Origin of the sequence: Pedobacter fastidiosus (genome assembly GCF_014306625.1) — a bacterium.
GTDB lineage: Bacteria > Bacteroidota > Bacteroidia > Sphingobacteriales > Sphingobacteriaceae > Pedobacter > Pedobacter fastidiosus.
In genome coordinates this window covers 41,673-55,175 of the sequence record NZ_JACRYL010000005.1, presented here as the reverse complement: position 1 = coordinate 55,175, position 13,503 = coordinate 41,673, and the positions used below count along the sequence as shown (strand labels likewise).

The following is a 13,503-nucleotide window of genomic DNA, read 5'->3' as shown; positions in this document are numbered from 1 at the left end:
CAAGTATAGGCCTGTAACACTTTTGTGCTGCCGCAAAATGTCATTTTGTGTAGGCCTAATATTGTTCTTTTCTACTTGGGCACTTGGGCAGGAATTCTTTTTTTCTGGGAATCAGGTTAAGCAATCCATGCCTTTTAAATGCATTAAAAACTTAATCGTTATCCCTGTTTTTATTAACGGAAAGGGACCTTTCGATTTTGTTTTAGATACAGGGGTTGGCCCTATGATTGTGACCGACCCATCCATTATAGATTCTCTAGATTTTAACCTACTCCGTAAAATTAAAGTAACAGGTTTAGGCGTAGAAACTGTAGAGGCTTATGTATCTCAAAATATAAATGCTAGTATAGGGCGGGCAAAAATTGAGCACATTCCAACGGCAATTTTAAAAGAAGATCTTTTTAACTTATCGGGGCATTTAGGGATCAAGGTTTATGGATTAATCGGCTTTAATTTCTTTAATAGTTTTATGGTTGATGTGCGCTATAGTGAAAGTAGAGTTATCTTTTCTTATCCTTATTCGAGAATTAAATATAGAGGCAAAAAAGTACCTATCGAAATTGAAAATCTTAAACCTTACATAACCGCTGAAGTGCAGGTTCAGGATAGCGGGGCCATTAGGGGCAAGTTTTTGATGGATACAGGTGCAAGTCATGCGCTTTCTATGGAGATGATAGGTGGCGGAGCGGTTACCGTTCCTGAGAAAAAAATTAAAGCTAATTTGGGCATGAGTTTGAGCGGACAGATTAAAGGCTATATTGCTCGGGTGCATCAAATTTCTGTAGGAGACCAAGTTTTTACAAATGTAGTTGCTGGTTTTCCTGATTATAAAAGTATTGCAGATAAGATAGATTTAACACAGCGAAATGGAAATTTGGGTGCAGATTTACTTCGAAAATTCGATATTCAATTTAATTATCAACAGCAATTTATTTATTTAAAACCTAATAAATATTCAAGACTACCATTTGAACACGATATGGTTGGAATGGTGGTTTACCTCGATCAAAATGAATACAAACGCTTTTTGATTGGCGAAATAGATGAAAATTCTCCAGCAGAACGTGCAGGTCTTTGTTCGCAGGATGAAATTATTGGTGTAAATTTTAAGCCAGTTGATTTTTATACGCTGAACGATTTAACAGAATTATTCAAGTCGACAAGTGCCAGAAATGTAATCTTCGAAATTTACAGAGATCAAAAAGTATTTTATGTAGTAGTTAAGTTGGAGAAAAGAATTTAATGCCCATGGGTAATTTTATAGTTACACGTAAACTATACTGTAACAAGGCCTTAACTTCGGCCTCTTATCATCATAAAAAACCAATAAACACACATGAACAAAAAAGTTAGCATACTTGCTTTTGCAGGTATTGTTGCATTTGGTGTGGCCGGTATAAATACGGCATACGCACAAAAATGGCCAAACAAAAAAACCACGAAAAAAACTACAGCCCCAGTTCAGTCTGCAGCAACCCCAGCAGCAGCAAAAAAGGAAGGAATTAAGCCTTTTTCTGAGGTAATTACGTCTAAAGCTAAAACCACAACCGGACTTTTCAAAACTCATAAAGTAGATGATAGATGGTATTTCGAGATACCAGATTCGATGATTAACCGCGAAATGTTAGTGGTTACCCGTTTGGCAAAAGTTCCAGCTGGTGTAAAAGTTGGAAACCAACAATATGGAGGCGAAGAACTAAATGAACAAGTTTGGAAATGGGAACGTAGAGGAAAGCAGATTTTTATCCGCGTACCGAGTTACGCTACCAAAGCTGATCCGAAAAGTGATATGTCCGAATCGGTAAAAAACTCAAACCTCGATCAAATTTTGGCAAGCTTTGACGTTAAGGCTTACAATAAAGATACAACAGGTGTTGTTATCGATGTTACCGACTTTTACAACGGCGATATTATGGCAATTGGCGCTACGGATCAAATTCGGAAAATGTATAAAGTTACCATGTATGATGCAACTCGCTCTTACATTGATACCGTAAAAACATTCCCTATTAATATCGAGGTTAAAACCGCCAAAACTTATCGTGCACTAGAATCTCCAACAGATAATAGCAATGCTGCGGTAACATTCGAATTTAATACTTCGATGTTGTTGTTGCCAAAAATCCCTGTAAAGGCAAGGATTATGGATAGCAGAGTAGGTTATTTTGGTCAATCTCAAATTGATTATGGAACCAATGCGCAAAAGGCAGAACGTACAGCATATATTCACAGGTGGAATTTAGTTCCGAAAGATACCAATGCCTACAAACGCGGCGAATTGGTAGAACCGGTAAAACCCATTATTATTTATATTGATCCGGCAACGCCGAAAAAATGGGTTCCTTATTTAATTGAGGGCATAAACGATTGGCAAGTCGCTTTCGAAGCCGCAGGCTTTAAAAATGCAATCATCGGAAAAGAAGCACCGACACTTCAACAAGATCCTCAGTTTAGTGTAGAAGATTCTAGATATTCGGTTGTGCGATATTTTGCCTCAGATATTGCGAATGCTTACGGTCCTCATGTGAGTGATCCACGAACTGGTCAGATTTTAGAAACCCACATCGGTTGGTATCATAATGTAATGAGCCTATTGCGCAACTGGTATTTCGTTCAAACGGCGGCTATTAACCCAGCTGTTCGTAAAGCGCAGTTTACAGATGATCAAATGGGCGAATTAATTCGTTTTGTATCATCGCATGAAATTGGGCATACTTTAGGTTTGCCACATAACTTTGGCTCAAGCTACGCTTATCCGGTAGATTCATTACGTTCTAAAACTTTTACAGATGCACACGGAACGGCACCATCTATTATGGATTATGCCCGTTTTAATTACATTGCTCAACCAGGTGATGGCGTTACTAAACTTCATCCTCAAATTGGCGAATACGATAAATGGTCTGTAAAATGGGGATATACTTGGTTCCCTGGAAATAAATCTTCAGAACAGGAAAAAGAAGTTTTAGATCAATGGACATTAAAAAATGCAGGTAATCCATTATATTTTTATGGTCGTCAGGGCACTACTTTAGATCCTCGTTTACAAAGTGAAGATTTAGGTGACAACGCAATGAAGGCAAGTAATTACGGTATTGCAAACCTAAAACGCATTTTGCCAAATGTAGAAAAATGGACCTATCAAAAAGGAAAAGACTACAGCGATTTAAAAGAAATTTATACTGAAATTGTTGGTCAATATAATCGTTATATGGGTCATGTTGCCACAAACGTTGGCGGGATGAGCGAAAACTTTAAAACCTACGATCAATCTGGCCCCGTTTATTCTTACTTGTCAAAAGCAAAGCAGAAAGAAGCAATTACTTTCTTTAATCAGCAGTTATTTACTACGCCACTTTGGTTAATCAGCAATGAGCAGTTGGGTAAATTTGATAATGGAGTTTTATTAAACAGAATAAAAGCCGTACAGTCAAACACTTTGGTAAGCCTTTTATCTGCATCGCGAATTGCTCGGTTGTTAGATAATGAAACAAAAAATGGCGCAGCTAAGGCATACACTTTGCCAGAATTATTTACAGATTTAAAAACTTCGGTTTTTGTAGCCGGCAGGGCCGATGGTTTTAAACGTAATCTGCAAAGAGCATACGTAGATCGCTTAGGTTCTTTAATGACAACTGAATCTGAATTGCCAGTAGGTTATCCTGTTGAGGCTGCTGCAAATTATGGCTTAACGCCGATTAACATAAGCCTATCGGATATTAGACCATTGGTTAGAGCAGAACTTAAATCGTTGTTGGCTACTGTAAAGGCAAGATCAGTTGGCGGAGATGCTATTACGAAAGCGCATTATGAAGATTTAAGTATCAGAATTAAAAATATTCTTGATCCAAAAAAATAAGGTTGTTTTCTTATTGTTACAAAAACGGAGCAGATCATTCAGTTGGTTTGCTCCGTTTTTTTTTAATTTTAATCCAAATCTGTTCCTATGTTTAAAAGACTATCATTCTTAACGTTACTGTGTATTTGGGCGTTTTCTGGCAATGCTCAAAACACCGATTCGATAACATTGGTTAAAACCAAGTGGCAAAAAACGCGAATAGCCAAACAAGTGCGCTTATTTCAATATCATTTTAATCAGAAAAATCTTTTTAATGCAAATGAGAATATCTCTTTTTTAGAAATTAAAAACACAGGAAGAAAGGCTGTTTTTGCATTGGGTGCCGAAGAAAGGGAATTAATAACAACGAGCAATTTTGGTTTAAGAGATACCGCTGTTGCTGCCGTTAATGGTAATTTCTTCGATGTTAAAAATGGAGGATCAGTTGATTTTGTGAAGGTAAATGGCAAAATTATCAATACAGTGAGGTTAGATAAAAACGGAATTAGAGCTCGGCATCAGCAAGCAGCAGTGGTGATCGAAAACGGAAAGCTTGCCGTAAAAAAATGGGATGGCGCCACCGATTGGGAAACTAAATTACCAGAACAAAACGTTTTGTTAAACGGACCATTATTAACTTTTAATGGCATAAACGAAATGTTGGATACAACCAGTTTTACCTATTTGCGCCACCCAAGAACCTGTTTGGGCGTTAAGCCCAATGGAAGGGTAATTTTATTAACTGTGGATGGTCGAAATGAAAACTCTGCAGGAATGAGTTTACAAGAGTTAACGAAGCTAATGAAATGGCTGGGTTGCACAAACGTACTCAACTTTGATGGCGGGGGTTCTACCACATTGTGGGTAAGTGGTTTTCCTGATGGCGGAGTGGTCAATTACCCTACAGATAACAAAAAATGGGATCACGCAGGGCAACGGAAAGTGGCCAACGTGGTTTTAATCAAAAGGAAAAAATAAATATTGTAGTACAAGGCATCTTTGGGGTGTGATTAAATTATTTATTTTAGCCGAAGATTTTAGTTTTAAAAATGATCAATAATATTATAAAGCTTTTCTTTTTAGTGATGCTCTTTTCTGCATGTACGAGAACCAAAAGCACAGATGCAACGCTAAGAGATTTTACTTTTGCACCGGTAAAAGGCATTCGTTATGTAGAAGTAAAAAGGCGTTTTAGCGATGGATTATCTTTTAATAAGGATGGCTTTATGCAGAAACCATCGTGGATAATAGAAGTTGCAGCAGAAGATACAATGATGGCTTGGAGTCCGCAGAAGCAGATTATGCAAAAGTTTTATCTTCAGTACGATCATGGAAACGTGTATAACTTTGCCGAAGAATTTTTTAAGGTTAAGCACATTAGCAAAGATAGTTTGGTTTTTCAACGCGTTCAGGTTGATGGAAAAGTAATCGCTGCGGATATCCGATCGGATGTTAACATGACTTTTTACGCCCAAAGCTATATTAAAAATCAATTAAAAGTTTCGGCAGCGGAATTGCAGAAAACGACTAAACAAGACACTCTATTTATTCAGAAAAGATCGGCACAGGTTAATTCGAATAGCGATAGTGCCTTTGCGGCTGTAAATCCGGTACAGTTTATTCCGAAAAGTAAAATTATAACGGTAGAGAAAATTAGCACAGTTGATAAACTATCTAAAAGGACGGAAGCTTACGATTATATGTACCCACAATACAAAATCGTGATAGATCGGGCTTATAAAGATTTTGCCTTCCAATGTTCTGCCGTGGTTGGATACAACGGATTAATTAGAATTCAGAATGCTTATGGTGTGCTCCCGGAAGATATGGAGCCACGTAAAAAATTGATCCAGGGCGTGGCGGATATTTACCTTCGAAACCTTTTTAAAGTAGTACCTGGAACCACCCTCGGAATACCACATAACAGCGAAATTACATTGAGTATAATTGGCAAGGCAATTAAAAAGCCTTAGTAATCTGCTGTTTACAAAATTTTAACGTTAAAAAAATGTTAAAATTTATTTTGATTTTAAAAATTAAAACTTACCTTGCACACTTAATTTTAATATTTAATACAATGCAAGAAGGCACAGTAAAATTCTTCAATGTAACTAAAGGTTTTGGCTTTATCGTACCAGCTAACGGCGATAGCGAAATTTTTGTTCATTCAACAGGTCTTATCGACGAAATCCGTGAAAACGACAAAGTTCAGTACGAAGTTGCTAACGGTAAAAAAGGCTTAAACGCCGTTAATGTGAAAGTAATTTAATTTATTTATCATATTTATGGAAAGGGTTGCTCTCGCAAGATGGCAACCCTTTTTATTTAAAAAAAATTTGAAAAACCTTTTATGACTAACTATTTCGTTGTTCCAGGTTTGGGTAATTCTGGCCCGAATCATTGGCAAACTTATTTCGAACAGCAAGAGCCAAATTTTAAGCGAATAGAACAAAGGGAATGGGATACTCCAGCCTCAGCAGATTGGATCGAGAATATAGATCAAGCATTGTCAGGTTATGATCTATCTACAGTGGTTTTAATTGGCCACAGTTTAGGCGTTACTGCAATTGCAAATTGGGCAAAGCACTATAAAAAAAGAATTAAAGGTGCTTTATTGGTTGCTCCAAGCGATTTAGAAGCACCAAAATATACTTTCTCAACAGAAGGCTTTGATAAAGTCCCTTTGGAAAAAATTGATTTTAAAACGATAGTTGTGGCAAGCGAAAACGATGAATGGGTAACTTTAGAGCGGGCAAAATATTTTGCAGATCATTGGGGAAGCAAGTTTGTCAACATCGGAAATGCTGGGCACATTAATACAGATTCTGGTTTTGGTGAATGGAAAGAGGGATTGGAAATTTTGAAAACTTTAGAGTAGAAAGGTTGGTATAATCACCAACCTAAAAATCAACTTATGTTTTCTTCAACGATTTCTTTCTCAAAAAATAATCGATAAAAAACAGCCCGATTGATGGTTTGTGTAAGAAAAAAACATCTGCGTGAATCCCTTTAATCTGCGGGAAAAACCTAAACTTGGTTCTAATCAGATTTCCCTTTTTCCCTATTATGTCGAAATAAAGCAGCGCTTTAATGGCTTCCGCAGATTTCGCTAATCTCGCAGAGTAAAAAATATTTATGTCAATCCCACAATCGCAGAGAGAAAATATCTCTTATAATTGTTTCTTCAACGATTTCTTTCTCAAAAAATAATCGATAAAAACCAACCCGATAATCAAATCTACAAACAAAAAAATGTTGATTGTTGTTGGAGTTATAATTTTACTGGTATCAAAAGCTAAATCAAAATTGAAACTAGGCATCGTAAACTTAGTATTATAGGCAATAAAACCTAAAATAGCCAAGATAGACAAAACAAAAAAGCCACCAATACCGTAGATAATTCGCGTGTCTACTTTGGTTTTTAGCGAAATTGGTGCAGGTAATAAGGCTACATCTTCCATCACATTTCTAGTGAAAGACATGGATGGTTCCTCTAATTCTAGGTTGCTAAAAGTGAGGTTAAACTGTAATAATTCCTCATACTGAAGCCTGATTGTGGGGTCTGTATTAATTTTTTCTTCAATGATATTTCTATGATTTTCATCTAAATTACCATCAATATAATCCCAAAGCTGTTGTTCTATTGTGTTCATAGTAACTCCTTTACTTCATCTTTTAATAAATATTGTAATTTTTCTTTAAGTCTTTGCCTAGCTCGGTGCAATTTTACTTTCACCGTATTTGGTTCTATATGTAAAGCCTCGCCAATTTCTTCTAAACTTTGCTCGCCTTGATAAAACATGGTAATAATCGTGGCATCATCAGGCGCCAAAAGTGTAATGGCCTGATTTAAAAAAGCATGACTGTTCTGTTTTTCATAACCATTTGCATTAAAGCTCGAGGTATGGTTTTCAAGCTGAATTAGCGTTTCTTCATCGTTAATGGATGATGTATCTAAACGCTTTTTTCGCAGAAAAGTCATGGCTGTGGTGTACGTAATGGTATAAAGCCAAGTGCTAAACTTTGCGGTTTGTTTAAAGGTTCCTAATGCTCTGTAGGCTTTTACAAAGCAATCTTGTGCAATTTCTTCCGCATCTTCTCTATTTTTTGCAAACCGCAGGGCAAGTGTAAATACAAATCGCTGATGCTGTTTCACCAACAATGCGTACTGTCCGGTTTCGCCGTTCAGTACATTTTGGATCAGCTCTAAATCTGTAAGTTTTTGCCCCATTCTAAATCTAAGACTACATTAAAGATAGACAGGTTACAGGCAAATAAAACTATTTGCATCTTTCATTTTGAAGATTTTGTTTGAACATCATTTTTTTGAAAACGAAAGGACAGCACATTTTGGAGGCCTGCAGTCCCGCTGTTCATTACAAGTCCTCGCTACGCTGTGGGCTTTTCATTGCCATCAGGTTTAGGAACAATGTTAGGCTTTTCAAAATGTCTAACTATTAAGATACAACATTTAGCTTTGACAACTCTCTTTCTAACACATTAGTAGAGTTGTCAAAACTACATTAAATGGTCTAGTTTTATGCTTTATGATGCTTCCAGATTATTACAGACCTTCCCATCTAGCCCCGGGTGAAGCGTTACCCTGCAGGGCAGAGGTACGATGTCCGAAGCGTATAAGCGAAACACGGGAACAAATTTGTTTGCTTACACAGGTTTTGCGCTTCAAAAAAATTAATCTCTATGATTTAGTGCGATGCAAAAAACTTTAGTCCGGCGATAGATCCAATAAGGGTACAGATAAAAAAGATGCGCCAGAAAGTTGCCGGCTCGTTAAAGTAAACAATCCCGATTATTACGGTTCCTACGGCGCCAATGCCTGTCCAAACTGCATAAGCGGTTCCCATTGGTAAAGTTTGGGTGGCTTTATTAAGTAAGATAAAGCTTAATGTAATGGAAATTAAAAAGCCGATGCTCCATTTTACGTTGGTAAAATTATTTGAAAGTTTTAGGCAAGTTGTAAAGCCAACTTCGAAAAAGCCAGCTATAATTAATATAATCCAGTTCATGCTCCAAAGTTAGAGAAGTTTTTTACCACGATTTGAAAATCGATTATTATTTATTAAATATTTTCTCTCTTGGGTGTAACCTGATTAAAAACCATGTCGTCATAATACTCAGAACACGGTTCAATACACAGAAACAAAAATATTAACAATAAAAATTATAATTATGGAAGGCATATTAGTACCCATATCAATGTTCTTAGGAGCATTCGCGATGGTATTTGGAATCAGATATTTATCGAACAAAGAAAAAATGGCGATGATTGAAAGAGGCATCGACCCTAGACTTAACCGCGCTTCGGTACCCAAACCTTATTTGAGTTTAAAATTCGGATTATTAATGGTTGGCGTAGGTTTAGGGTTATTGGTCGCTTTATTTACAGTTCGAGGCGTTTTTGGTGGCGACATGACACAAACAGAAGAAGGACAAGCGGTTGCAATTTACTTTGGTTTCGTTGGAATTTTCGGAGGCTTAGGTTTAATAACTTCATTCTTGATTGAAAAGAAGGCTATCGAAAAGGATTATAAAATTTAAGGAGCTTTAAAAAAATGACTTAGTTCAATGGTACGTGGAGACACGTACCATGGCTTCAGAGCTTTATAGAATACTAGTTAAATGGTATTTGGAGACACGTACCATGGCTGAGGCTAAGAAGTATTTTAAATTTAATACTCCGAGGCTCTGTTATTCTCGTTGAGTCTGTAGAAACGCCTTAATTATATGCGCCTTTGTAGGGCCAACATGACTTCTATATATCTTTCCTTATTGGGGTTTGTTAATTATTGCAACGGTAAGTCTGCTGATGCAGTTCATTTTTCCACGCTCATCGTAAATTTTAATTTCCCAAACCTGAGTTTTTGCACCAACGTGTAAAGGTTTACAAATGCCTTTAACCAAACCGCTTTTAACAGGACGCAAATGGTTGGCGTTAACTTCTAAACCTACGGCGACATATTTTTCTGGGTCGATGCACATATAGGAGGCAATACTCCCGAGCGTTTCTGCCAAAACAACCGATGCACCGCCATGTAAAATTCCGGCAGGTTGATGGGTTCTTTCATCAACTGGCATGGTTCCGGTAATAAAATCTTCGCCAATTTCAGTAAATTTAATATCAAGCAAAGCGCCCAAATGGTTTTTAGGACGGTTATTTAAATCATCAACGGTGAAGTTTCTAAACCACATGGTAGCGCTCTTTTAAAATGGAAACATGGTGAATAATGTGGCCTGCTGCGATAAATAAAATAGATTTCACAGTGATTTCTCTTGTCGAAGCAACTCCTTTTCTATTCAGTTCTTCTTCGTTAAGGCTTTTAAAAAAGTAAAGATTGGCTTTACGTAAGGCTGCAAATTCTTCAATCATATCTTCGTAATTACGCTCACCAAATCGGGCATTTGCAACATAATCGTCTTCTTCAAAACCAGGGAGATGTTGTTGCTCATTTCTTGCAAAGCAAGTCATGCGGTAAACAAAAATACGTTCACAATCGATAATATGGCCAAGCATTTCTTTCAGCGTCCATTTCCCATCCGCATAGGCGAAATTTTCTTTTTCCTTATTTGCTTCAAACATTGCGGGAATGCTAAAAACCTGTTCTTCCAGAATTTCGAGAATATCTCCTTCAACTTTACTGATGTAGGTTTCTCCCCAAATTGGATATTCGTTAGGCTGTGGTCGGTTCATATGTTAAACTGCTTTTTAATATTATTCTGAAAGTTGTGCCTTTGCCAAGTTCGGAGTCTTTAACAAAAATTTCTCCGCTGTGGTAGTTCTCTACAATCCGTTTGGTTAAAGATAACCCTAAGCCCCAACCACGTTTTCTGGTGGTATATCCAGGTTGAAAAACGGCATCAAATTTTGATCTTGGAATTCCTTTTCCGCTATCGGTTACATCGATAAATACCTGTTCTTTTGCCAAATTCTCGATAATGTTAATGGCAATTGAACCTTCATTTTCAATGGCGTTAGCCGCATTCTTTAAAAGATTTTCAATTACCCAATCAAACAACGGAATATTCAACATCGCCCTAACTTGATCATCGCCCGTGATGCTGAATTTAACTTTATCGGATGTTCTTACTTTAAAATAATCGATAAAATTGCTGATTACAATGTAAACCGTATGATCTTCTAAAATAGGTTTTGAGCCAATTTTGGAGAAACGATCGGTAATAATTTCCAGTCGCTTAATGTCGTTTTCCATTTCGGCAATCAGCGGATCATCTTCAGCATCAAACTTAGATTTCATTAACTCCGTCCAGGCCATGAGTGATGAGATTGGAGTGCCCAATTGGTGAGCAGTTTCCTTTGCCAAGCCCACCCAAACATGATCTTGTTCTGCTCTTCTGGAAGAACTAAACGCTGCATAAGCCGTTAGTAGAAAGAGAAAGATTACAATCATCTGGATGTATGGAAAATATCTCAACTGTGTTAGAATAAACGAATCTTTGTAGTAGGCTTTATATGATGTTCCAAGAATGTTCATTTCCAAAGGCATGTGCTGCGCTTTCATTTTGCTTAATTGATGAACAAAGTAGAGACTATCGTAGGTTAATTTGTTGTCTGTAGAGTAATTTGTTTTTGTAGAATCCAAACCAAAATAAGTAGTAATATGGCCAGAAGAATCTACTACTACTACAGGCGCTTTTGTGTTTTTTCGTACGCTTTCTACGATTTCTGTGAAATTGTCATTGTCCATCAAAAACATAGAGCGTTCTTGGATTTTAACCCAAAGTTGAATTTGATTCGCTTCTTCACGTTCCATTTTTTTAACAAATGAATCGGTGTAAAATACTGAGGCAATGCCAATTAAGATGGCAAAAATGAGGAGGAAAAATTTCCAGCGGCGTTTCTTTTCGTATGGATTCATGCTTTGGATAGGCAAAATACAATAACAAAACGGAAAAAACATAAAACGATTATGCTTTTTCAAAAACCATGAAGCAATAATTTTGAAAGCACAATAGATTCATAACTGATGTGAACAAGATAAAAACAGATGAAAAACATATCTTTGTGCCGAGCATAGTGCTTAGCGCAGGGCGCATGGATTGTACCAGACCCTTTGCCCTAAACTCCCTGCTCTTTGCCAAAACATGGATAAAAAAGTTAGAGTAAGATTTGCCCCAAGTCCAACTGGTGGCCTGCATTTAGGCGGTGTTCGTACCGCACTGTTCAATTATTTGTTTGCTAAAAAAAACAACGGAACTTTCGTTTTACGTGTTGAAGATACCGATCAAAACCGTTTTGTAGAAGGTGCTGAAGAATATATTGTAGATTGCTTAAACTGGTGTGGCATTACGCCAGATGAAAGCCCGAGCAAACCCGGAAATTATGGGCCATATCGCCAAAGCGAGCGTAAACCGAGTTATAGAAAGTTCGCTGAGCAATTAATTAGTGATGGATATGCCTATTATGCATTCGATACTACTGAAGAGCTGGATGCTAAAAGAAAGGAAATTCCAAACTTTCAATATGGGCAAGCAACGCGATTGCAAATGCGCAATTCCTTAACGCTTACTGTTAGCGAAGTTGAAGATCTTTTGGCATCGAAAACACCTCACGTAATTCGCATTAAAGTTCCAGAAAATGAGATTGTTCACTTTAACGATTTAATTCGTGGCGATGTAAGTTTTGAAACTGCACAGGTTGATGATAAAGTTTTATTAAAAGCCGATGGTATGCCAACTTATCATTTAGCAGTTGTTGTTGATGATAAGGCGATGGAAATTAGTCATGCTTTTAGAGGTGAAGAATGGTTGCCTTCTGCACCGATCCACATTTTACTTTGGAAATATTTGGGTTGGGAAAGCGATATGCCTCAATGGGCACATTTGCCATTGATTTTAAAACCCGATGGTCATGGAAAACTGAGCAAACGCGATGGCGATCGTTTAGGTTTCCCGGTGTATGCCATGAACTGGACAGACCCAAAAACCGGAGATATAACTAAGGGCTTTAATGAAATGGGATTTTTGCCAGAAGCTTTTGTAAATATGTTAGCCTTATTGGGTTGGAATGATGGAACTGATCAAGAATTATTTGCTTTGGCCGAACTAGAAGAAAAATTCTCTATCGAAAGAATCAGCAAAGCAGGCGCAAAATTCGATTTTGAGAAGGCCAAGTGGTATAATCACGAATGGATTAAAGTACAAACTGCTGAGCGTTTATCGCCAAGCGTTAAAGAAGAATTAAAAGGCGCAGGAATTGAAATTAAAGATGATGTTTTCTTAAATATCATAATCGATTTAATTAAAGATCGCTGTACTTTAATGCCAGATTTTGTTGCGCAAAGTGGCTACTTCTTTACAGCACCTGCTGAATATGATTTGGCATCTGTAAAACCAAAATGGACAGCAGAAAAGGCTGATTTCTTTAAAGTTTATGCAGAAAATATAAATTTAACCGATGCCGTTATTGCAGAAACTGCTTTTAAAGCATTGGCCGAAGAAAAGGGATTTAAACCGGGAGAATTAATGCTTCCATTCAGAATTATGCTTGTTGGCGGTAAGTTTGGTCCTGGTGTATTCGATATTGCCATTTTACTTGGCGCCGAAGAAACCAAAATGCGAATAGAAAAGGCAATTGCTGTTTTTAGCAGTTAGCTCTTTATAAACTTAAGTTAAAGCCCAAGTTAACC

General features: G+C 37.1%; 14 protein-coding genes. 8 read left to right on the top strand and 6 right to left on the bottom strand.

What is annotated here, in order from left to right:
* The first annotated feature begins 37 nt into the window (after window positions 1-37).
* The 6 genes from H7U22_RS06630 to H7U22_RS06605 all read left to right on the top strand — a co-directional run bounded on the left by H7U22_RS06630 (window position 38) and on the right by H7U22_RS06605 (window position 6,716).
* Complete coding sequence (locus tag H7U22_RS06630; protein ID WP_187070568.1) at window positions 38-1,243, top strand: aspartyl protease family protein; 1,206 nt, start codon at window positions 38-40, stop codon at window positions 1,241-1,243.
* A 93-nt stretch (window positions 1,244-1,336) separates the two neighbouring features.
* The gene (locus tag H7U22_RS06625; RefSeq protein WP_187070567.1) at window positions 1,337-3,859 is read left to right on the top strand and encodes a zinc-dependent metalloprotease; all 2,523 of its coding nucleotides are present in this window, start codon (window positions 1,337-1,339) and stop codon (window positions 3,857-3,859) included.
* Between the two features lie 87 nt (window positions 3,860-3,946).
* Window positions 3,947-4,816, top strand: coding sequence for a phosphodiester glycosidase family protein (locus H7U22_RS06620; protein ID WP_187070566.1), 870 nt, complete (start codon window positions 3,947-3,949; stop codon window positions 4,814-4,816).
* Between the two features lie 71 nt (window positions 4,817-4,887).
* Window positions 4,888-5,811, top strand: a complete 924-nt coding sequence (locus H7U22_RS06615; RefSeq protein ID WP_187070565.1) for a hypothetical protein — start codon at window positions 4,888-4,890, stop codon at window positions 5,809-5,811.
* A 104-nt stretch (window positions 5,812-5,915) separates the two neighbouring features.
* Window positions 5,916-6,107, top strand: a complete 192-nt coding sequence (locus H7U22_RS06610; RefSeq protein WP_025141747.1) for a cold-shock protein — start codon at window positions 5,916-5,918, stop codon at window positions 6,105-6,107.
* An 81-nt stretch (window positions 6,108-6,188) separates the two neighbouring features.
* The gene (locus H7U22_RS06605; RefSeq protein ID WP_187070564.1) at window positions 6,189-6,716 is read left to right on the top strand and encodes an RBBP9/YdeN family alpha/beta hydrolase; all 528 of its coding nucleotides are present in this window, start codon (window positions 6,189-6,191) and stop codon (window positions 6,714-6,716) included.
* 292 nt (window positions 6,717-7,008) lie between these two features.
* Here H7U22_RS06605 and H7U22_RS06600 read toward each other — a convergent pair whose 3' ends face one another.
* From H7U22_RS06600 to H7U22_RS06590, 3 genes are all read right to left on the bottom strand, one after another.
* Window positions 7,009-7,491: an anti-sigma factor family protein gene (locus H7U22_RS06600; protein ID WP_187070563.1), complete on the bottom strand. Its 483-nt coding sequence runs from the start codon at window positions 7,489-7,491 to the stop codon at window positions 7,009-7,011.
* Complete coding sequence (locus H7U22_RS06595; RefSeq protein ID WP_187070562.1) at window positions 7,488-8,069, bottom strand: RNA polymerase sigma factor; 582 nt, start codon at window positions 8,067-8,069, stop codon at window positions 7,488-7,490. The genes H7U22_RS06600 and H7U22_RS06595 overlap by 4 nt, the downstream gene beginning before the upstream one ends.
* Before the next feature lie 475 nt (window positions 8,070-8,544).
* Window positions 8,545-8,865: a DMT family transporter gene (locus tag H7U22_RS06590; RefSeq protein WP_187070561.1), complete on the bottom strand. Its 321-nt coding sequence runs from the start codon at window positions 8,863-8,865 to the stop codon at window positions 8,545-8,547.
* Between the two features lie 163 nt (window positions 8,866-9,028).
* Between H7U22_RS06590 and H7U22_RS06585 the strand changes: the two genes are divergently transcribed.
* Entirely contained in the window at window positions 9,029-9,397 is a 369-nt protein-coding gene (locus H7U22_RS06585) for a DUF6249 domain-containing protein (RefSeq protein ID WP_187070560.1), read from the top strand.
* 228 nt (window positions 9,398-9,625) lie between these two features.
* Here H7U22_RS06585 and H7U22_RS06580 read toward each other — a convergent pair whose 3' ends face one another.
* Genes H7U22_RS06580 through H7U22_RS06570 form a run of 3 tightly spaced genes read right to left on the bottom strand, consistent with a single transcriptional unit; the run spans window position 9,626 to window position 11,733 of the window.
* Complete coding sequence (locus H7U22_RS06580; RefSeq protein ID WP_187070559.1) at window positions 9,626-10,048, bottom strand: hotdog fold thioesterase; 423 nt, start codon at window positions 10,046-10,048, stop codon at window positions 9,626-9,628.
* Window positions 10,038-10,547 carry a DinB family protein gene (locus H7U22_RS06575; RefSeq protein WP_187070558.1) on the bottom strand — a complete coding sequence of 170 codons (510 nt, stop codon included), beginning with the start codon at window positions 10,545-10,547 and terminating at the stop codon, window positions 10,038-10,040. The genes H7U22_RS06580 and H7U22_RS06575 overlap by 11 nt, the downstream gene beginning before the upstream one ends.
* Window positions 10,528-11,733 (bottom strand): sensor histidine kinase, encoded by a 1,206-nt coding sequence (locus tag H7U22_RS06570; protein ID WP_187070557.1) that lies wholly within the window; start codon window positions 11,731-11,733, stop codon window positions 10,528-10,530. The genes H7U22_RS06575 and H7U22_RS06570 overlap by 20 nt, the downstream gene beginning before the upstream one ends.
* A 226-nt stretch (window positions 11,734-11,959) precedes the next feature.
* Between H7U22_RS06570 and gltX the strand changes: the two genes are divergently transcribed.
* Window positions 11,960-13,468 carry a glutamate--tRNA ligase gene (gene gltX, locus H7U22_RS06565; protein ID WP_187070556.1) on the top strand — a complete coding sequence of 503 codons (1,509 nt, stop codon included), beginning with the start codon at window positions 11,960-11,962 and terminating at the stop codon, window positions 13,466-13,468.
* Window positions 13,469-13,503: the final 35 nt, after the last annotated feature.